This window comes from Flagellimonas meridianipacifica (assembly GCF_003001695.1).
In the GTDB taxonomy this organism is placed as follows: domain Bacteria; phylum Bacteroidota; class Bacteroidia; order Flavobacteriales; family Flavobacteriaceae; genus Flagellimonas; species Flagellimonas meridianipacifica.
This window is the reverse complement of record NZ_PVYX01000001.1, coordinates 490,073-511,525: the sequence shown is the minus strand read 5'-3', so window position 1 is coordinate 511,525 and position 21,453 is coordinate 490,073. Positions and strand designations below refer to the sequence as shown.

Annotated in this window: 18 protein-coding genes; all 18 read right to left on the bottom strand. The window is 38.9% G+C overall.

Annotated features, from left to right (window positions below):
* Positions 1-86 precede the first annotated feature (86 nt).
* The 18 genes from CLV81_RS02220 to CLV81_RS02135 all read right to left on the bottom strand — a co-directional run bounded on the left by CLV81_RS02220 (position 87) and on the right by CLV81_RS02135 (position 21,414).
* Positions 87-764, bottom strand: coding sequence for a HupE/UreJ family protein (locus CLV81_RS02220; protein WP_106143432.1), 678 nt, complete (start codon positions 762-764; stop codon positions 87-89).
* 8 nt (positions 765-772) lie between these two features.
* Complete coding sequence (locus CLV81_RS02215; RefSeq protein ID WP_106143431.1) at positions 773-1,816, bottom strand: DUF4198 domain-containing protein; 1,044 nt, start codon at positions 1,814-1,816, stop codon at positions 773-775.
* Positions 1,817-1,947: 131 nt separating this feature from the next.
* Positions 1,948-2,721 carry an N-acetyltransferase gene (locus CLV81_RS02210; RefSeq protein WP_106143430.1) on the bottom strand — a complete coding sequence of 258 codons (774 nt, stop codon included), beginning with the start codon at positions 2,719-2,721 and terminating at the stop codon, positions 1,948-1,950.
* 127 nt (positions 2,722-2,848) lie between these two features.
* On the bottom strand, positions 2,849-3,421 hold the full coding sequence (locus tag CLV81_RS02205; protein ID WP_106143429.1) for an ASCH domain-containing protein: 573 nt from the start codon (positions 3,419-3,421) through the stop codon (positions 2,849-2,851).
* A gap of 86 nt (positions 3,422-3,507) precedes the next feature.
* Complete coding sequence (locus tag CLV81_RS02200) at positions 3,508-6,618, bottom strand: VPS10 domain-containing protein (RefSeq protein ID WP_106143428.1); 3,111 nt, start codon at positions 6,616-6,618, stop codon at positions 3,508-3,510.
* A gap of 137 nt (positions 6,619-6,755) precedes the next feature.
* Entirely contained in the window at positions 6,756-8,492 is a 1,737-nt protein-coding gene (ggt, locus tag CLV81_RS02195; RefSeq protein WP_106143427.1) for a gamma-glutamyltransferase, read from the bottom strand.
* Between the two features lie 207 nt (positions 8,493-8,699).
* Positions 8,700-9,548, bottom strand: coding sequence for a GNAT family N-acetyltransferase (locus CLV81_RS02190; RefSeq protein ID WP_106143426.1), 849 nt, complete (start codon positions 9,546-9,548; stop codon positions 8,700-8,702).
* A gap of 84 nt (positions 9,549-9,632) precedes the next feature.
* Complete coding sequence (locus CLV81_RS02185; RefSeq protein ID WP_211297980.1) at positions 9,633-10,187, bottom strand: dihydrofolate reductase family protein; 555 nt, start codon at positions 10,185-10,187, stop codon at positions 9,633-9,635.
* A gap of 41 nt (positions 10,188-10,228) precedes the next feature.
* Positions 10,229-10,753, bottom strand: a complete 525-nt coding sequence (locus CLV81_RS02180) for a DinB family protein (protein ID WP_106143425.1) — start codon at positions 10,751-10,753, stop codon at positions 10,229-10,231.
* 80 nt (positions 10,754-10,833) lie between these two features.
* Positions 10,834-11,973, bottom strand: a complete 1,140-nt coding sequence (locus CLV81_RS02175) for a DmpA family aminopeptidase (RefSeq protein ID WP_106143424.1) — start codon at positions 11,971-11,973, stop codon at positions 10,834-10,836.
* Between the two features lie 7 nt (positions 11,974-11,980).
* Complete coding sequence (locus CLV81_RS02170) at positions 11,981-13,927, bottom strand: S9 family peptidase (RefSeq protein WP_158259062.1); 1,947 nt, start codon at positions 13,925-13,927, stop codon at positions 11,981-11,983.
* Between the two features lie 179 nt (positions 13,928-14,106).
* A complete protein-coding gene (locus CLV81_RS02165; protein WP_106143422.1) occupies positions 14,107-15,249 on the bottom strand; it encodes an NAD-dependent epimerase/dehydratase family protein in 1,143 nt (380 codons plus the stop codon).
* Positions 15,250-15,508: 259 nt separating this feature from the next.
* Positions 15,509-16,891 (bottom strand): hypothetical protein, encoded by a 1,383-nt coding sequence (locus CLV81_RS02160; RefSeq protein WP_146129812.1) that lies wholly within the window; start codon positions 16,889-16,891, stop codon positions 15,509-15,511.
* A gap of 282 nt (positions 16,892-17,173) precedes the next feature.
* Complete coding sequence (locus CLV81_RS02155) at positions 17,174-17,545, bottom strand: hypothetical protein (RefSeq protein WP_106143420.1); 372 nt, start codon at positions 17,543-17,545, stop codon at positions 17,174-17,176.
* A 120-nt stretch (positions 17,546-17,665) separates the two neighbouring features.
* Entirely contained in the window at positions 17,666-18,649 is a 984-nt protein-coding gene (locus CLV81_RS02150) for a TolB-like translocation protein (protein WP_158259061.1), read from the bottom strand.
* 138 nt (positions 18,650-18,787) lie between these two features.
* A complete protein-coding gene (locus tag CLV81_RS02145) occupies positions 18,788-19,894 on the bottom strand; it encodes an adenylate/guanylate cyclase domain-containing protein (protein ID WP_106143418.1) in 1,107 nt (368 codons plus the stop codon).
* 159 nt (positions 19,895-20,053) lie between these two features.
* Complete coding sequence (locus tag CLV81_RS02140) at positions 20,054-20,431, bottom strand: DUF4242 domain-containing protein (RefSeq protein WP_245911900.1); 378 nt, start codon at positions 20,429-20,431, stop codon at positions 20,054-20,056.
* 119 nt (positions 20,432-20,550) lie between these two features.
* Complete coding sequence (locus CLV81_RS02135; RefSeq protein WP_106143417.1) at positions 20,551-21,414, bottom strand: helix-turn-helix transcriptional regulator; 864 nt, start codon at positions 21,412-21,414, stop codon at positions 20,551-20,553.
* Positions 21,415-21,453 lie beyond the last annotated feature (39 nt).

The window sequence follows — 21,453 nt, the reverse complement described above, 5'->3', positions numbered from 1 at the left end:
GATGGCCAAAGACAACATCAGTCTTTTTTCACCATTTCAGAATTAAAACATCTTTTAAATACAAGAATATCTCTTAGACTATAGAATCAATGCCCAGTAAAATAGCCATACAACTGATAGGCAAACAGACCTATTCCTGCCAACACCAGATACCAATTCACTGCTTGGTAAAAAGCGGGAAACTGCTTATGCTTTCGCGAAAGCGTAATTATAAAAACGATTGGAATCAATGCAAGTATCTGCCCTACTTCCACCCCCAGGTTAAAGCACAGAATTTTTGCCAAAAACTGTTCTTTTCCTATGTCAAAGGATTGTAGCCTTGTAGAAAGTCCAAATCCGTGAATCAATCCAAAAAGACCCACCATTAGGAGCAAATTGGGCGACTTTACTTTTAATTTTTCAAAACCACCCAAATTCTCGAACCCTTTATACAAAACACTTAGGGCAATTACCGCATCTACCAAATGTTCATTTGCTGTAATTCCTGCATAAGTAGCGCCTATAAGGGTTATACAATGCCCTATAGTAAAAACGGTAATGAAGATCAAGATATCTTTAAAACCTTTTAGAAAGAATATGACACCAGTAAGAAAAAGCAGGTGATCATAACCTGTGAGCATGTGTGTTGCCCCTACACGAATATAGGCTAACAAACCGCCATTGCGTAAAATCTCCTGATCAGCACTTGTAACATCATGTGCAAATCCAAGAAGTGGAACAAACAACAGGACTAACAGCAAAACTTGCTTTAAACGTGCAGACATCCTTAATTCTATTTTCTGAAGACTAGGAACAACAATCCTATGATTAGTAAACTGCCCAGAACAAAAATCCAGGTGGCATAATCATGTTCATGGTCATGATCATGTGTATGCGTATCTGCACCATGTTTGTGGCTCACTTCAAAAGCAAGTGTCGCCCACTTGGACTGATGGGTCAATTCGTCACTATCAGTGACTCGGGTCATGTGAATGGTCCGCAGATAGTAGATACCGTCTTCAGGTAGGTCTACAAGAACCATACCTTCGTCATTGGTTCGTAATTGCTGCCCACTGGTATGGGTATGTGTTTCCCCTGTTTGTGATTCATGGGAATGACCATGCCCATCACCCGAGTGTTCATGATTATGGGAATGTTCAGTTCCATCATGTGTGTGATTATGGTCGTGATCATTATGTGTATGAGCGTGGGAACCTTTAATATAATCAGCAAAGACTAGTTGGTTGGATAACGGTTCACCATCGAGAAGCAACTGTATTTTCAACTTTTCGCCACTATATTTTTCATATGGATTCGCTTTCGGAACAAACTCAATTGGATAGCCTAGCGCTGTACTCCAGTCGTTTGTTTTTACGTCGCCTACCTGATAGATGGCTTTTACATGTTTTTCATAACTCTCTACCGCATCTTGATCTAAAAGGCTGTCATTGGTACGTTGTTCAAGCATATCGAGGACACCGTCATGTTCTAAGTAGCTATTAAACTTTTCCGCGCTGAGTTCAATGTTTCTTGCTTTGGTAGAGACCCCTGCCACATAGGTTCCGGCTACACCTGTATTGAAAGTTAATTGAGTAATAGTGCTATCCTGATCCTTCCACTGCTTAGGGTCAATGGCTATCCTTTCGCCTTGAGCAATGAGAGAGGCATCCAACATTCTATCCCGAGTGATGATATTTTCACTCTGTTCAAAAGTCCCGTTGTATAAGCTCAAAACGGCTCCTTGATTAGGTTGCAAGAAATAGGTTTCCATTTTTAAGTACAGATTATGACTGCACAGGAACAAACTGACCAGGAATAGGAAAAAAGGTTTACGCATGAATTAGGTTTAAGGCTCTAAAAATACGACTTAAACATACTTAAGGCACACGTAGAGAAGCATAAAAATCCCTCTAGTTAATCTCTTTTAACTAAAATTTTAGAGTATACTGTTGTACTTTTTGTCCTTACTTACTTTTTTGCCTTCTCAATCACTTTGTCGTACCTACTGTCCATACAGACACTGAGGTCGGTGGTCATAAACTTACCATCTAAAAACAAGCTGAAAATAGTTGCAGGACTCGGGCAGTTTTGGGCTTCTTCCATTGTTTTGAGCTTAATCACTTTTAAAGGAAGATTTCTTTTTTCTGCTGTTTCAACCAATGAGTTCATGGCGTGAAATTCGGCAAAAGGACATCGGTTTGAGTAATACACAACAATCCCTTCTCTGTCTGGGCATTCCCCACTCAATACTGATTCATTGAACTTGGGGTTTTCAGAACTTTTATTAAACTTTAATGCCAATAAACTGAACCCGCTCGTAATCCTTTCCACTTCTTCAAATCCTTGTCTTAACAACCATTTGGTATCACTCATAAAATGGAACTTTTTTGTACCTACTACAGTTGCAAGGCCATTTTTATTTTGCGCTTTTGCATCTTCAACAGCTGATTGCAAAAGGGCTTTTCCATAACCGTTCTTCTTATATTTACCTGAAACCCAAAAACAGTTTACATTTAAGTAATTGGGTGCTGTTATGGGAATCCAAGCATTTTCTGCAGGGCCGTATTCTATAAATACTTTTGCCCTCTCATCAAGTCTTCTAAAGACATATCCATTGGCAAACTCTTTCTTTAACCAGTCTTTTTTTGCCTGATAGCTGTCAGCACATTTCTTGTCGGATATGGCGCAACAGATGTGCTCCGAAGCGATATTTTCGGGGTTTAATTCAATGAATTTTTTCACTCTTTGCTGTTTTGAATGAAGCCTAAGGGCCTAGATGAGCCACGGACTTCTCTGTACTATAAATTTAGTGAAATTTGATGGTTGCAGAGGTTAGTAATCAATCACAAATGATGATAATTCTAGTACGTTATTTGGGCCATACTTTTTCAAATCTTACACAGACTATCAGCATTTCCTCGGTTGGTTTCTCGCCACTTTCCTTCAAAAAGTTTTCAAAAAAGTCCCAGTGTGCTTTCTTCCATTTTTTAAGAGGTTCAATATCTGTCCCCATATCCAGTTCAGCATATTCTTTGGAAATCTTGTTGAATGGAATTGTATCAACACTTACATTTTTTATTATGGCTTTTGCTTTCCCGTCGAAATCTGTTATTATCTGTATTGCTCCAACACTAGGCAAATCCACATTGTATTGTTTGTACAAGCGATAAAGTCCGGAGGAAGCCTTCTTTTTACCTTTCAAGGTTAATTCTGCAAGACGATTTGCATCTTCTCGATTATTATGAAAAAAATCAGATTCGGGAATTTGCTCGTTTTCTGCTCTAGGATTTGATTCAGTATAATCTTTCCACATTGCAGAAGGAGAAATACCATATTCATTTTGATTATTCTTTTGCTTTTCCGCAATAGTTTCCGGTTTAGGTTTCTTTTCAGTTTTACAGCTTGTAAGAGCCAAACATAAAACCAACATTAAATACTTCATATAGTTTTTTCAGTATTACGGCAATGATTTCTAAATGGAAATTGCTTAAGGTTATTGAATCTATAAATCAAACTATATTAAGCTCGTTATTCCGTAATTTCTATACTATCTGCGTCAATCACCTGAAGGGCTTTGTTCACCTTGGGGAGATCTTTTCTTAGAATATTGTCCAAATTGCTCAACTCAATCTCAAGTTCTGCTGAAAGCTCTTGAAACACTTTGTAGGCCCCATCCGTTGGCTTGGCGTCCCCATTTTCGACACTGCGTCGCAAGGAAGCCAATCTATTGTTCAACTTAATAGGGAAGTTCAATGGGTCTTGTCCAGACTGATTTTTAACTTGATATAAGTTTTCTTCAATAGCACTTAGTTTACTGATAAAAGGAGTGATTGTTCTTTTCATAGCATTACTGGACAGTTTTTCTTCATGTTCCTTGAGTTGTTTTTTTATCTCTCGAATATGGATAACTGCTTCATTGGCTGTACTTGTTTTCTGCATAATTTTATTCGCCAATTGAAACTGTTCGTCCAAATCTTCCTTAGTGATTCCTTTTAAATTAGGATTCATATGAATTGAAAAAGGATAGGTCTTTTCATAGTCGCCTGATTTGATTTTCACTTTGTAATCTCCAATGGGGGCTTTTGGACCTCTTGTAGGTCGTGCACTCCAAATGATCATCCCCTCAAAATCCGTAGCACCTTTATAACGCAAATCCCAAGTGAAGGTGTTCAGCCCTTTTGCGGTGGTTGGTTTGGAAGAGCCGCCCCGTCGCCACCATGGAATGTTTTTATCCACTTTATATTTGGGTTTGCTACCTGTAAACGTATCAATGAGGTTGTCATTGGCATCCAGAACTTCAAAAGTGATGGTGTCCAGTTGTTCTTTCAGATAATACTGCACAGAAGCTTCCGAAATACCGCGAATGGCGTCCCTGGGTTCAAAAAGTACTACCGATTGGTTCAACATTTCTGGCTTAAATTGACGCAGCGGAAGAATATCATCCAATATCCAGAACCCACGGCCATGTGAACCCAAAACCACATCGTTGTCCTTAATGACCAAATCACGAATGGGCGTATCCGGAAGGTTCAATTGCAGGCTTCGCCACTTCGCGCCGTCATCCATAGAAAAATACACCCCGTGTTCCGTTGCTAAAAACAGGAGCCCCTCTCTTACATGATCTTCGCGAATAGCTCTGGCAAAATGCCCATCTTCAATTCCGTTGATGATTTTGGTCCACGTTTTACCATAGTCATGAGTCTTGAAGACATAGGGCTGTCTATCATCTACTTGATAGCGATTTGCTGCCACATATAAAGTACCAGGTCGGTGTTTTGATTCGTCAATAATGCTTACCCTTGAGAATTTCGGCAAATCGGATGGGGTGATGTCTTCCCAGTTTTTACCTCCATCACGCGTAATATGGATTTTTCCATCGTCCGATCCTGCCCAAATGGTATTTATATCATGGAAAGAGGGTGCCAATGCAAAGACGGTCGCATAAATCTCGGGGCCATTCATGTCCATCGTAATTACCCCACCAGTTTTTCCTAAAGTACTTGGGTCGGCATAGGTCAAATCAGGACTTATCTTTTCCCAAGTCTGCCCATCATTTGTGGTTTTCCAAACGTGTTGGGAACAGGTGTACATTACCTTGCTGTCTTGAGGCGCGAACATAATAGGGAAGGTCCATTGCCATCTTTCAGGAAGGGCCTCTGCTGGCTCTCCTGAAAAGAATCGTGGATATACCTGAATATCTCGAATTTGACCATTACTTCTGTCATATCTAGTTAATAGGGCTCCTTGACTGCCCGCATAGAAAATGTCCAAATTTTCAGGGTGTTGGGTAATCCATCCACTTTCTCCACCTCCTACAGCATAATACCAGCCTTTGTTATGGCCTCTGGCTTGCATGTGGCTCCAGCCATCGCTCGGCATGGCAAGAGTACTGTTATCTTGTTGTGCTCCAGCAACATGATACGGCACATCATTAGTGGTCATCACATGATAGAACTGTGTGGTGACAAAATCTTGTTCTGTCCATGTTTTACCTCCATTGATGGTAACATTACCTCCTCCATCGTTGGAATTAATCATGCGTTTTGGATTATTTGGGTCAATCCATAAATCATGGTTATCGCCGTGGGGTGTCTGAATGATGGAATCGAACGTTTTTCCTCCATCTGTTGACATATACATTCGAGTATTCAGTCCGTAAACCGTTTCTTTATCCAAAGGGTCGGCATAAATTCTGGAATAGTAGAAAGCACGTTGCCTGAGTTTACGTTCATCATTGGTCTTTTCCCAAGTTTTACCCGCATCATCGGAACGAAATACCCCTCCTTCATTGGCTTCAACAATGGCCCACACTCTTTTGGAATCAGCAGGAGAAACAGTTACTCCAATTTTTCCAATGGGGCCTTTAGGTATCCCGGAATTTTGGGTGAGGTCAGTCCAAGTGTCGCCACCATCTGTAGATTTCCACAGCTTGCTCTGGCCTCCGCCACCCCACATTTTCCAAGCCTTGCGATACACTTGCCAGGTAGTTGCATATAGAACGTCAGGATTGTTTCTATCAATAATTAAATCCACCGCACCCGCTTTGGGTCCAACGTACAGTACTTTTTCCCAATTTTCACCCCCATCTTTGCTTCGGAATACGCCCCTTTCTTCATTATCACCATAGGGATGGCCCAAAGCCGCCACATAGACCAAGTCAGGATTTGTGGGATGAATTCTTATTCTCGCAACAGCTTGAGTTTCCTTTAGTCCTAAATGCTTCCAAGTTTTCCCAGCATCTTCAGATTTGTATACCCCATCGCCTTGGGTAATACTGCCGCGCAATTGGACTTCGCCCATGCCAATGTAAACAATGTCAGGATTAGTTTCTGCAACGGCAACGGCACCTACTGAGGAACTAGTTACTTGTCCATCGGTTACGGGTTTCCATTCATTTCCACCATCAATTGTTTTCCACAATCCGCCACCAGTAGCACCAAAATAATACTCGTTGGGGCGGCTTGGGCTACCCGCACAACCTAGGGAGCGGCCTCCACGTTTGGGACCAATATTTCGCCATTTTAGACCACTGTAAAAACTAGAGTCAATCTCCGTATTCTGAGTTGATTCTTGAGCAGATGAATTGAAAAAACAAGCAAGTAGTGCGCATACAAATGCGATAGGGTAGGATTTTTTCATTAGGAAGGTGTTTTCGTTAGTCGTTTCGTAGCCTTTCCATCAAAAGCAAACACCTTAAAGATACTATAATCCGACCATTTTAGCACCGGATTTTTTAAGAGGACCGAAACGGATTTAGGAGGAGAAAAGAATCAAAATCAATATCCTTCAGCTACCGCATCACCAGTTCGTGTATTATCCGCTGCACCTTCATAGGAGCCGTCAGGTCTTACTAAAATAGCCTCGGTTCTTCCTAATTGTTCAACTTCCCTGAAAGATGTATGTCCCAGTTCTTTTAATCTTGTAATGGTCAAACTATCCAATGCCCCTTCTTCCATTACAATTGTATCGGGTAGCCATTGTGAATGATGTTTTTTAGCATCAACAGCTTCTTGCATGGTCATACCGTGGTCAATGACATTGATAATGTTCTGGTAGTTGACATTTATTATGGTTGAGCCTCCAGGAGTACCTAAAACCATAAATAAGTCCCCATTTTTTTCAACGATGGTCGGACTCATACTGCTCAACATTCTTTTTCCTGGGGCAATAGCATTGGCTTCACCCCCTATAAGGCCAAAAATGTTTGGAAAACCAGGTTTTAAACTAAAATTGTTCATCTCATTATTTAAAAAGAATCCCGCATTATCCACCAATACCTTACAACCAAAGTAACCCACTAAAGTGGTGGTTATGGAAACCGCATTTCCTTCCTTATCAACTATGGAAAAATGGGTAGTTTCAAGGCTTTCGATTTTATCTACTTTCCCAGCTTTAATTTCTGCTGAAGGTGTTGCCTTTTTCATATCGATTGAAGCATTCCTGCTGGCAATATATTCCTTATCCAAAAGCATTTCAATGGGCACATCATAAAAATCCAGGTCTCCCATATGTTCGGCTCTATCTGCATATGCTCTACGCTGCAATTCCGTCATTACATGAATCGTTTCGGGAGTGTTGTGTCCCATTTTTTTAATATCGTACGCGTTGGAACCTTTTAAGAGTTGAACTATGATAATGCCACCGCTTGATGAGGGAGGCATTGAAATAATGTTGAAAGAATCCCGATAAACACCTTCAATGGGGTCTCTCCACACAGAACTGTAGTTTTCCAAGTCTTCCTTACTGATGATACCTCCACCAGAATTCATTTCGTCCAAAAGGAGTTGAGCCGTTTCTCCTTTATAAAAACCATCTCTCCCAAAATCCCTAATGCGTTCAAGGGTGTTAGCCAGATTTTTTTGAATCAAGGAATCCCCTTGCATCCATGGTTTGTTTTTGATAAACAACATCGTTGAATCATTAACTGCACGAAAATCTTGTTGAGCTCGATTAAAAGTCCACGCATCATATTCTGAAACAGCATAACCGTTTTTCGCTACATCAATGGCAGGTTGAATTAAAGTGTCAAAACGTAGAGTACAGAATTTTTTATAGATTTTGTCCATACCGTCCACTGTGCCTGGAGTGCAAGCAGCCAAGTGCCCCAAAAGTGCTTTTTGTTTCATCACTGAATCCGTTTTCGTGTCAATGAACATATCTCGACTGGCTCCCGCAGGCGCTGTTTCTCGAAAATCCAGTGCCCCTTTTTTGCCATCGGCGGTCCGATAAACCATATAGCCTCCTCCGCCAAGATTACCAGCTTTTGGCAAAACCACGGATAGGGCATACTTCACGGCCACTGCTGCATCGAAGGCGTTGCCTCCTTTCTTCAAAACATCCAAGCCTATTTGCGTTGCAATGGGATGAGCAGTAACTACCATTCCATTAGCGGCAACAACACCTTCATTGGATTGTTTTTCTAAAGTGACTGTTTTTAATTCTTTAGACGTATTTGTTTTACATTGCCAAAGAATACATACAATAAGTAGAAGGAGTAAGCTTGTCTTTTTCATGGTTCTAGTTTTATGAAATTTGGCCTGCGTGATAGTAATTACATAAAGTTAACAAGAACGCCAAAATGAGTCATAGACCTTGTGGAAGCTTTTTTGCTTTTCACGAGAAGTTGAATTGATAAATGGTGATTTGTATCCCTGCAATTGTCAATTCACTTTTTACATTAGTCTTGTTTCGGGCTTAGAATGTTCCTCACTTGAACAGCACTAGTTTTTAGTGAGTTCCAATTCCATTTCAAATTGTTCCAGATAATTTTCAAGTCCTACTGAATTAAAAAAATTGGTCATGTTTTTTGCTTTTTTATCTACATTGATAATAGAAAAGGTGTCTCCATGTCCTTTTGCCAGATTAGAGAGCAAAGTTGAAGCTATTCCATTTTTTCTATAATCTTTATGCACAGCGACTTGTTGTATCCGTTTGCTTTGTGGATTGTATATGAGATAACCCACGAGTTGGTCGTTTAGATAGGCTCCAAAAGAAGCATTGACCGTTCTCAACGTATTCATCACATTTTTAGAGTTTTGCCATGTAGGATTTATATCCCAGAAAGATTCCATTGTTTTCCATGAATAAACTAGCAGTGGACGGATTTCTAAATCTTTGTTGGTCTTATTGGATTTAAAACTTCCTTTGAAACAAGCCAATTTCCTTGTTTTGACAAAGCCAGATTTTTCATAAGATTTAATAGCTTGAATATTTTGGGAGATAACCTCCAGGACAATTTTATCAACCCCATTTTTCTCTAGAACTGGTAGACTGAACAGGTACATTCGTTTGGTCAATCCATTCCCTCTTTTAGAGGGGATGACACCTGTTCCTCCATTATAGACTACTTTTCGATTTTTAATAGTGTCCCAACCGTGAAGAATAAAAGCAATCAGTTTTTGATTGTGAAAAACACCAACTGACAATTCTAGGTCAGTTTGGTCTGCGATCATTTTGGATTTCAGTTGCTCTTCGTTCAATCGAAAAGGAACAAAATAGTCGGAAAAGGACTCATTAAAGACATTGAGAATGTCAGTGTGCTTAATTCCTACTAAGCTTTTAATCTCCATCTGTCTTTGTCAAGTTACATGTAATGGTTTTGGTTTCGATTTCTGCAATCTCAAGAAATTATAATGAACCCTAGTCCTTACCAGCTACAGTTTATGTATCTCATAAACCATTTCAACCATTCCATCCCTAAAAGCCGTTACGTTTTTTAAATGCAATGGAATTTGCTTGCCAATATATTCGAAAAAGAGTATTCCATCACCTAAAAGGGTAGGGACTGTGGTGATGCATATTTCATCAGCCAATCCTTGTTGCAGAAATTCTTTGGTAAGCATAGTTCCGCCAACCATCCAGATGTTTTCAAATTTTGGCTTTAACTCGTGATTCACGATTTTGGTCAAATCACCGGAAAGAAATTGCACGCTTTTTTTGTCCGATTTTAAGTCTCTGTTCGTAAGCACAAAAACCGGCGTTTTACCATAAGGCCAGCCTAGTTCAACGGCATGCTCATAGGTTCGGGAACCCATAACATAGCAATCTATGGACTCGAGAAATTCAGCTATGTACTCTTTTGTCAGCTCTATTCCTTTAGGGTAAGTATCTTTTGAGTGCATCCAAGAAACGTCTCCATCTTTCTTGGCAATAAAACCATCAACACTGGAAACCATATGAATCGTTATTCTTGAATCTTTTACTTTCATTGCTCAAATTGTAGCGTGTATATTCTTTTGTGTTGTGTTCTTTATTTTTTTAAAATTCCTAAATATGCTTGCCATACGCCAACTTCATCTTTGTATTGTTTTGCCATAACTCGTGAAATTTGCGCTATGTGTCCTAAATCATGCACTACCCATGTGGACAGGAGTTCCTGTAAGTTAACCTCACCCAATTCAGGATGAATACCCGTTTTTTTTAGGGCTAGCTTGTCAATGTTTAATGCTAGTAATTCTTTTATATTTTCAGCCCTCAATTTTTTAAATTCCTTCAGTAATTCTGAGATAGTCTTTGTTTGACCTTGCTTGTTTTGCGCGAATCTGTCAAATGGTTCAAAGGTTTTGTTTTGTGATTGCGAGAGAATTATTTTGGCTCTTGGTATCCAATCCGTTTTTTCACCATGAATTAAATGTCCAATAATTTCATAAGGACTCCAGGTGTTATCACCTTCATTGTGCATTAGCCATTCATTGGAGATCCCATGTAATAACGTCTCTATGGATGCAGGCGTTCTCTCAAGAATTTCAATCGCTTTGTCAAGTTCAAAAACCATTTATTTTATTTTTTTGACGCACTACGAACCCTATGGATGGTTATAGTAATGCCGTTTATTCCATATAAACACTGATGACGTCAATCCACACGAATTTTGTTGTATTTCTTCAAAATGTTGAGGACTTTGTCCTTAGGAATGGAGTTTATCGTATGACCATTTCTTCCAGTCATGGTCTCTGCGGCAAATAAGGAGTTTATAATGGCCTCTTCGGTTGCTTCAATAGTTGCTAAAAACAAGGGTGTTATTGCTCCATTGCGCAATACTTTGGTCTCATTAAATAACGAGTCACTTGAATGGGGAATACGGTTCTTTTTTGCTGTTGACACTGCTATAACGTAATCCCCGCTTCCATTGGATGCAATTCCACCTGTTTTTGCCAATCCCATAATGGCCCTTTTTGCCAATCTTTCAAGATTTCTTGAATCCAGTGGGGCATCGGTCATCACCACCATCATACACGAACCATCCACATCATATTTGAATTGGGAGGGATAATTGTCCAGTTCTTTGGCTATTGGAGCTCCGTTAATCTCCAGCACCCCACCAAAATTGGATTGAACCAAAACACCAACGGTATATCCTCCAAATTCTTCAGGAATAATGCGGGAAGAAGTCCCAATGCCCCCTTTGTACTGAAAACAAATGGTTCCTGTTCCTGCTCCCACATTGCCTTCTTCTATACGTCCTCCCTGCGCGTTTTGTATGGCGCTTAACACATGTTCGGATTTAATGTGTCTCCCTCTGATATCATTTAACCAACCATCATTTGTTTCTCCAACTACTGAATTTACCGAGCGTACGTTTTCATTTTCTTTCAAGGTATAGGTAATCAGCGCATCCGAAGCAACAGGAACGCTCAATGTGTTGGTAAGAATAATGGGTGTTTCAATATTCCCTAATTCTTTGACTTGGCTATAACCTGCCAACTTCCCAAAACCATTTCCAATATAAATAGCCGCAGGAACTTTGAATTGAAAAATGTTTTCGCTGTGAGGCAGAATTGCGGTCACACCGGTTCGTATACTGTCCCCAATAATCAATGTGGTATGACCCACTTTAACTCCATCCACATCCGTGATGGCATTGTACTTGCCGGTTTTTAAAACGCCAATCTCAATCCCGTAATCCCGCAGCCTTTTGTTTTGGGAAAACGAAAGCATAGCATTTGTTGCTAAGAGTGCAAGTAAGATTCTAATCGTAAGTAAATTGTTGTTCATTGGAAGCTTAGTCTTTTTCCTCTTTCTCTTCCTCCTTTTTATCCTTCTTGCGTTCCCAGGGTTTCCAATCTTTTCCTAGGGTATGCTTTTGAACCCACTTGATTTCCTCGATATCCCTGGTACGAATATGACATGGCTCCTTAAAACCGTGAGGTTCACGAGGGAATTTTAGGTATCGTACCGTTTTTCCAAGATCTTTCAGTGCGGCAAAATACATCATGCTCTGTGCTTCGGTATCAGTGATGTCTTTGTCTCCATGTAAAAGTAGGAGAGGCGTTTCTACCTTTTCTACATGGGTTAGGGCAGACTTTTCGCGATACCCTTTTGGGTTCTCCCAAAAAGTCCCACCGATGTACCATAGCCTGACATCAAAGTTAAATCCGATTCCATATTCTGAGCGCCAATCCGATACCATAGCGCCCAAAGAAGCAGCTTTGAAGCGATTGGTTTTACCAATCACCGTACCTCCTAGAATTCCTCCATAACTCCATCCACGGACGGCCATTTTGCTGGAGTCAATTAAGCCCTTGTCAATTACAAAATCCACTCCACTCATGAGATCATTGTAATCCCCTCCACCAATATCCTTCATATTGCCACGCAGGAGTGCATCCGTATACCCACTACTTCCACGAACATTGGGGGCTAATTGAACATAGCCCAAACCTGCCCATACATGATAGCAATAGCTAAATGAATTGGAAAAAACCCCAGCGGGACCACCATGGATATGAAGTAGAAAAGGGGATTTCTTGGAAGCAGATTTCGCAGGTTGAAACAACAGTCCTTCGATTGACAATCCATCGGTTGACTCCCATTGAACGGGTTCCATTTTGGCCAGTTCGATATCTTTTTCAATCCAGGGATTGAGGCTGGTCAGTTTTTTGGGTTGGAAGGGAGCGACTGTCGAGAAGTAAAGATCAGTGGGGGTATCAAAGTCGCTGAAGCTTAAAACCATTTTACTTCGACTTTTGTCCATTCCAAGAATTCTCCAAGTGCCCGTTCCGTTGCTGATATTGGTGTAATCCCCTGATTCCAGATTTAAGCTATAGACATTGGAGTTGATGCCTTGCTGTCCGCTAAAAAAGATAGACTTTCCATCAGGTGCCCAATAATGGCCGCGTATGTTTCCTTCAAACTTTCCAGAACGAATCTGTATGCTTTTTGTGTTCACATCCACTGTCCAAATCTTTGCGTTTTTCAGCTCCCATCTCTTATCATCAGCGGCCGTGAAACTGAGCATTTTACTGTCTGGAGACCAAGCTAATCCTCCCTCCGGAGCCCTATTGTCAGTGAGCTGGGTTATAGAGCTATCTGCCACATGATAAAAGAAAATCTCTGACAGATCTCTCTGATTTCTGCGGTTTTCAGTACGTGCGGTATAGGCGATATGTTTTCCATCGGGACTCACTTTCATATTGCCAATAAGCAATTCTTTCTTTAACAGCGGTTGAATCTTCTTATCTTCTACGTCAATCACGAATAGATGCCTCCATTCGGATGCACGTTGTCCATTGGGGCCTTCGTCCACAACCACATGGTCATACCCGTCTTTTTTATCTTTTTTGGCTTCTTTGGAAAGCGTTTGGTTTGCTAAAAAATAGATTTTTTTACTATCGGGAGACCACTGATATGACCTAATACTTTCGCTGTGTTTACTTAGCTGGATGGCCTCACCACCATTGGCTCGGAGCAAAAACAATTGCGATTTTTTTTCTATAGTACGTGTTAAACTTATATACTTTCCATCAGGTGAAAACTGGATGTTGCTCCCACCGTCCTTTCCTAGAAACTGATAATCATCCGACCCATTGGGAAGAATGCTGTGGTATTTCGTATTGCGTTTGTTTTTTGCCCAATCCAGTACAGATTTACCATAAAGAATTTGATTGCCATTGGGTGAAATGTAGGCGCCTTGTAATCGAATCATGTTAAGGCCATCGTCGGTCGTCATGGCTCTTTTTTGTGCGCTTAGATTGATTGTAAAACACAATACAATCAAAAAAATGAAAGGTTTTTGTATAAGGGACATTTGTTGTTTTCGCTTTAAAACGTTTTTAAATGGTAGCATTGAACGGTCAAGCTATGAATTATTGCCATATTTTGTTATGGTCTTTTCTTAGTTTTTATTAACTATTTCCTTGCTTTCCATTTGGTTAATATATCTTTTTCCCTATTCATAAAGGAGCGTTCACCATTCAATATGTTATCTCGACGTTCTTGTGTAATGGCATTGGAATACCACCATTCTTTAGTAGCCATAACGGTTTCTGCCAGTGGTCTAAATTGTAGGCCGGCCGCAATGGCTCTACCGTTATCACTTTTGGACATACCTGCATATTCCGGTAATTGGATAACCCATGGCTGAATTCCGATGATTTCATTGTCTTTCAGAAAGTTGAGGTCATCAATTTGTATGTAGTTCACTGGAGAATTATAGCAGGCATGAACTCCGTGGACAAAAGCATTGGTTGTCATGGGAAAACAAGGACCTGAAGCATTGTAAGTCCCCGCCGACTTGTTTTCAAGCAATCGTATCATCCATTCTGCCAAGTCCCTTACATCAATGTACTGGACCACCTCATTTCTGTCCCCTGGAATGATTATATCCCCTCCTTTTTCAAGTCTGGCCAACCAATATGGAAAACGATCTGTACGATCGCCAGGGCCAACAATCAATGATGGTCGTACGATGATAGATCTGTCAGCTCCGAAATGGTTTATGGTCGCCAATTCTGAGTTGGCCTTCATCACACCATATTCGTAGGTATATTTTGCATCTCCCTCTGCTTCTTTGGGTACTTCCAACACAACCGACCGGTCTTCAGAAAAATCTTCTCCATAATACGGATAATAAACACTGATTGAAGAAGTGTACATGTAATATCCAACCTGATCTTTTAATAACTGAGCTGTGTCTTCTGTCCATTTCGTTTTACGTCCAGAGTTGTCTATGACCACATCCCATGTTCTGTTTTTAAGTGCTTCCAGATTGTCTTCTCTATCCCCAACGAGTTGTTCAACTTTTGGAAAAAGCTTTTGATGAACGCTGGGAATGGTTTTTCCTCTCGTAAAGGTTGTTACTTCGTGTCCTCTATCTAGGGCGTATGCAATCTGATGCGGACCTAAAAAACTTGTTCCTCCAAGAATGAGGATTTTTAGTTTTTTGTCATTCCATTTATAATCGATTATGCTTTTTACCGGACTAGCTTCTACAATTGATGTTAATCCTAAAGCAAGCCCCATTCCCAAAAACTCGCGTCTGTTTTTTTTCATTTTCTAGTTTTGTTTGATAGCTCCTCTTCTTATTGGTTTATCAGTAATTTAATCGAATGTTATGCTTTTGGTTAAGATTTTGATACAACAATTTCAATAGGAAATGCTCCAATTGAAATCCTGCGGTTTTATTAGTTGGTGAGTCTAAAGTTAGTAAGAACGCAGTAATGAATTATGGTCTTTGTTATAAGCAGCTTTATCTTGACTTGGTTGAGTGGTTAACTGCACTCCATAGTAGATTCCAATATGACATACATCATTAATAAAAATAACTTGACTCGTTTATCCAATGGAAACGTCTTTTCATTAACCTGAAGTCATTTATTTCTAGAGGTCTTCGCTTAGCAGTTATAAAGACAGAATCGTTTTTTATCATTCCCTTTAATACAAGCGTAGTTGAATCAGGTTTTTCAAGATAAAACCTATTGATTTTTTTCTGAGCGATCAATATGGAATCCATCCCATAATAAATACTATCAGCAATACCTAGTTCATTGTAAACCATTTGCATTTTTTCAGATAAATCCGTTGGGTCTCCATATAGCATAAGTTCTTTTTTATCGACGTCAACATTTATGAATGCGACACTATCTCCCCTAAAGCGTACTGCTTCAAGTATTCTATCTCCAATAATGAGCTGCTGCCAACGCTGGGGATTCTCTGGTGATAAGGTGTCTTTATTCAAGGTGAATAACTCAATGTCATAAAGCCCAGCATATTCGGATTTGGCCTGTAAACTTTCTTCAGAGCTCTTCTTGTAGCTAATATTCTCTTTAACTGAGACAATCAGAAAATAACCTATTACAACAATTTTCAATACTATTTTTGAAATACCTATCCATCTTTCTTGATATACAGGCGCTTGAATAACAGAAAGCGAAACGGCTTGGCCGGTCAAGAAAAACCGGATGATACTTTTAGCATCTTTAAGGAATAAAAAAAGAGCCATGACGAACAAAGCTGTAGGATACATTTTAGCATGAATATCATAACTATAGTTTACGGCTATTACGTTGATAAGAGCCACCATGATTAGGATTGTTCCAAGGGCAGTTGTTCTTCGAAAAAACAGTAGCAATGCCGCTCCTTCTGCTAAACCCATGAAGACATTGTATTCATAAGAATGACCAAAAAAAGCCCAGGCCAAATGCATGGGTGACATGTCTCCCACACGCTCTGTCAACGTATAGTATCCAAGGTCGGGAAATTGAACTTTAAAAAATTTATACAGCGCAAATAGAAATAGTGTACATGCCAAGTAGTAGCGTATGATAGTGGTGAGCCAATAATAGAGCACCTGATAATTTTGGCGTTTTCTATCGAGTAAGCTCCATAGGATAGTTCCCAAAGCGGCCACAACCGCTATCGTGAAATAAAGTAAATAGATGTAAGTTCTATCGTTGTGTTCCCCATCATATGGGGATATGATGATATATTGAATGTTGAATAGGTCTTTCCCAACCCAGGAAACTACGTTATCCAATAAAGTCGAGAGCGGCCCATAATAATATAGTTGGGTCAATATGGGGTTCACTGACCAATCCATAAAAATAATGAACAGGACAAAAAATATCAGAGCAAAACGGAATCCAATTTTATGATAGCCCCTCCAAGCCGGTTGTATTGCGGAATTTTCTCCCATATCACCAATATTTTCTTCCTACTGCTTGTATTGAGCAGGTTTTTCGTCTCTTCGTGCTTGCTTTCCCATAAGACCAAACAAATTGCTCGCATGATCTCAGTTATCATCTTATTACAGTTTGGCCCCTAGGCAAACGTCACGTGTTGGACACTGCAATTTTCTAGTGAGCCAAAAGCGTGTGTAGAAACAATTCCGATTTGTTTTTAGTTCGTTTGAAGTTAAGGATTTCTATTTTTTGCTCGACATTAGCGATGAATTATGGTCATCATTGGCAATAGGCTTTTATTTTACTCTCTTGATTCCACCAAATACAAACACAGAAGAAGAAAAGACCAATAAAATCCCAGGTATAACTGCACCTAAAAAGAATGCCAGTAACGAATCGATGAATACCAAAATAGCAATGAAGAATAATATTTTCTCAATTTCATGTTTCATGAACAGTGTTAATACTCCTAATCCGGCAAGTCCAAAAAGTTGAATGGAAGGATGGGCAAACAGAATGGGGAAAATTTTCTTTATAAATGGTTCGGAGTTGGATTTTTGAATTACATCAGTAACATAAAAAAATCCACTCCCATGAAATAGAGCCATGATAATCAAAAGTGTACAACCGATTATGGTAGAAGTTTTGGTGATATTGGATTTTGGCATTTGACAAATTTACTTTCTATAAGAGTAGACGTAAAATTTATCAAAACAGTTGTCTAGGATTGGTATGGTCTGTTGCCAACTGTCTCGTGCAAAAACAGTTTTAATGGTTTTGATACATCCTTAGTTGCTGTTTATATTTTCAAGAATTTCTTTTTTTAGTTTAGTAAAATCTACCCAATAGGTTTTTGATACCCAATACGTACTTCCATCGTCCCTTGTTTTTTCTTCACCCCTGGAGAAAAATAGATATTTCCCATCTGGTGAGACCGTGGCAGTACTTTCACTTAGTTCAGTGTTTATTTTAGGTCCTAAACTATAAGATTCTGTCCAGGTTCCATCGATATTGAAGCTGATGAATATATCCCCATTATCTGGTTCTGATACTTTTTCAGAATCATATAAAATATAACTTTCATCAGGTGCCACATAGGGATGGGCAATCCACTTCCCATTGGTATTGATTACATCACTCATCCTTTCAACAGATGTATAATAACCATTCTGATTAATGGCATAATAAATACCCTCGTCATTTGCTCCAGGTTTTTCACCAGAAGTGAAATATAGATTGCCATTTTTCGAAGGTGTGGTACACATGATGTATATATCCAAAAATGGTTTTTTCATCAGAATGGGTTCGCTCCAACTACCGTTTTTATCTTTTTCGATATACCATTGATGCAATCCTCTTGGGGTATTTGATGCTTTAATGGTATCATTAATTGGTCTTGTGCTTCCAAAATAAAGTCGGTCTCCATTTGGACTAAAGCGGGAATGAAAATCCAGATATTCCTTGTTGGTTGAAAAAAAAGCTGGTTCTGGCTCTGACCATTCTCCATTTATCAATTTCATGGTATAAAGATTATGACTCTGGTCTACTTTTCTACGGTTGAAAAATAATTCATCCATATCGGGACTAAAAGTGATTGAAGTTGAGACATGGTCGTCAATCGATATAATGCCAGGTGCAAAAACCAAAGGTTTATCCGTTGGAATTTGGGTATTGAGCAAAGTAAGATTCGATTTGTAATTCTCTCTACAAGACTCCAATATCGAGGTCAACAATAAAGCCAAGAAAATGGATAAAAGTCTTACGTATTTCATAATTAGTTTATTCATTTTCAATAATCACAACTAACGGTTATGTGTATGATTAGTTGCGGACTTTTCCTGTGGAAAATGTCCACCTTTAGTAAAGGTAATTGATTGAAGGAAATCTATTTGTTGAATTTCCTACCGTAATTACTTATTTAAGTTGTTGTGCTCCGTTTTATTCACACGGAACAACTCTATTCCCTCGTTGCGACCCCGTAACTGAACTTTCCCTAGGGATTGGATTTTGTAGTGACTTTTTGACTTGATTGCATTGGTAAAATCCTCAGAAACCAACAATTCTGCCCCATACTGATTGCATAAACTTTGAATTCGAGCAGTAGTGTTTAAGGTGTCTCCAGTGAAAACAATATCTTTTTTTAGACGTCCTATTTCACCTGTAGTAACCTTTCCAAAATGCAGTCCAGCTTTAAATTTCGGTGAAAAGCCATATTTTGAGAGATAAGATTTATCCTTAGCACTTAATGTCAATTTCATATCAAAAAAACAGTCCAAGGCCTTCTTCGCAAAATCTTTTTTTACCTTCCATGTGATTACGATTTCATCACCTACATACTGATAGATTTCTCCACCATATTTAAGAATGGCATGAGATAAATCGTCGTAATAGTCCTTTAGCATTTCAAAATAGCGGATATGGCCAAGTTTTTCTGCATGCGCTGTGGAAGATTTCATGTCTAAAAACATAAATACCCTAAATTCTGACTTTGGTTGATGGTATTTCCCAGTGAAAAAGTTCAATGATACGGCATGACCCATATTATCACTTACTTCTTTGTAAAACAAACTAACGAGTATGGCCAATGAATAGTAGCAAATTATGCTCCAAAACACAAAATTGGTAAAGAATGATAGTACAAAATTCCAGACAGTTGAACTAAATGGACTCTTGTTTTGGTTTACTGCATGGCCAAGAGCAACAGTGATAGCGGATGCTATTATTATTGCTACGGTGTATAGAATGGATTTAAAGATAATTTTTTGATAGAAGCTTCTATTTTGAAACCATTTGTTTACATAAAAAACTTCTAAAAATCCAATAATTACACCTACTACGAAAGCGGTAACAACCGAAACAAAAATATTGGAATCAAAAGGATTTCCTGTAGATGGGTATACAGGATGATTACCCAAAATACCTTTCTCAAGAATTACATGAACTGCACTAAAGATGGCAGGTACAATTCCAAAAGGGAGGATTTGGAAAATTATTCTTTTTTGTTTCGTCGAAAGCAATTACATTTTTTTAATTGAGCACAACGGTCCAGTATAAAGGCAGTAGTCTGCAATTAACCCAAAGTTTTATATACCAGCAATATACTTAAATAAACAAAAAACGGTTTGGGACTACTCCAAACCGCTATTGCTTTTATACAATGTTGGTAATAGTTTAACCTACTGGTTTGCGGTCTTTGGGCTGATTGTAGTTGCGACTTCACTTATTGAATTTGCCGGGAAATTTCCTTTTTTAGCATGTTGTTCAATCAAGGCTTTGTTTTCTGCTTTGTACACACAGTAGACTTTGTCGCCCGTAACATAGCTGTGTTGCCATTCAATTGTAGGCCCCATTTCCTCTAAGACCGTACAGGATGTCTTGGAGATTCCCTTAAGTTGTTCTGCTGTTAAATCACCAGCACCTGGAATAATACGTTCGATTACATATGTTTTCATAGTGTCCTCATTATTAGTTGTGGTTGGAATTTCTTTTTGTTGTGAATGCACAGTGCTAAAGACGAACAACAATAACGCAGTAAATGATAGTAGAGATTTCATAATTCTAAATTTTTGATGATTATTAAATGCATCACAAATCTAGGGGAGTACTTCACACATCGTTTTTCTTAAAAAGTCAATCTTTTTACTTTGGAGTTCAATTGGGATTGTCACAGAGTTTAAGCCTTATCACGATACTCTGTTGGTGAAAATTTGATTTTCTCTTTAAAGATTCTGCTAAAATGGGATACGTTTTTAAAACCACATTCAAATGCAATTTCACTTATAGTTTTTTGAGAAGTCCGAATAAATCTTTTGGCACGCTCCAAACGCTTTTCAAGAATCCACTTTCCTGGGGTAGTACTATAAAATTCTTCAAATTCCCTTTTAAAGGAAGAAAGGCTTCTATTGGCCAGTTGTGCGTATTCCGATAGTTTCAAATTGTACATATAATTGGCCTCCATAACTTCCCAAATAGGAACTTCGTAACCATTGGCAAGATTGTTTACATATGATAGTATATGGTTGTTTTTTGGGTTAATGAAGACGTTATAAAGTAATTCCTTCAATTTAATGATCAGAATTTCTTCAGGTAAGGAATCTGATTGATTGAAATATGGAATGAGACTGAGGTAACAGTCACGAATCCGATTGTTAACATCCATAGGAATTACCATTTCATTGGGTGGTGGTGGGATATCTCTTAATGGTAAATGCGGTCTGAACTCATTGAATATTTTTTTTAAGAACTCATCCTTGAGATAAAAGGCCATCAATTCCCAACCCTTGAAAGCATCATCCATCTCTTGTAAAAAGGCGGCTCTTCGCAAAAGAAATCCGGAATTCTTGTTTACAGTATAGGTGTGTTCCCCTTGATGAAATATTCTCCTTCCAGAAATAGAAAATGTAAGTTGATTGTATGGGGAATGTAACTTAATGATTTTTTCTTTCTGTGGGCAATGGTAATATAAAAACAAGATGTCTTTTATGGAAAACTGCTTGAAAATATCGGGATTGGCTTTATGGAGATCGTATACATTCATAGAATAATTTCTTCAATACACCACTATCTATTTTATTGA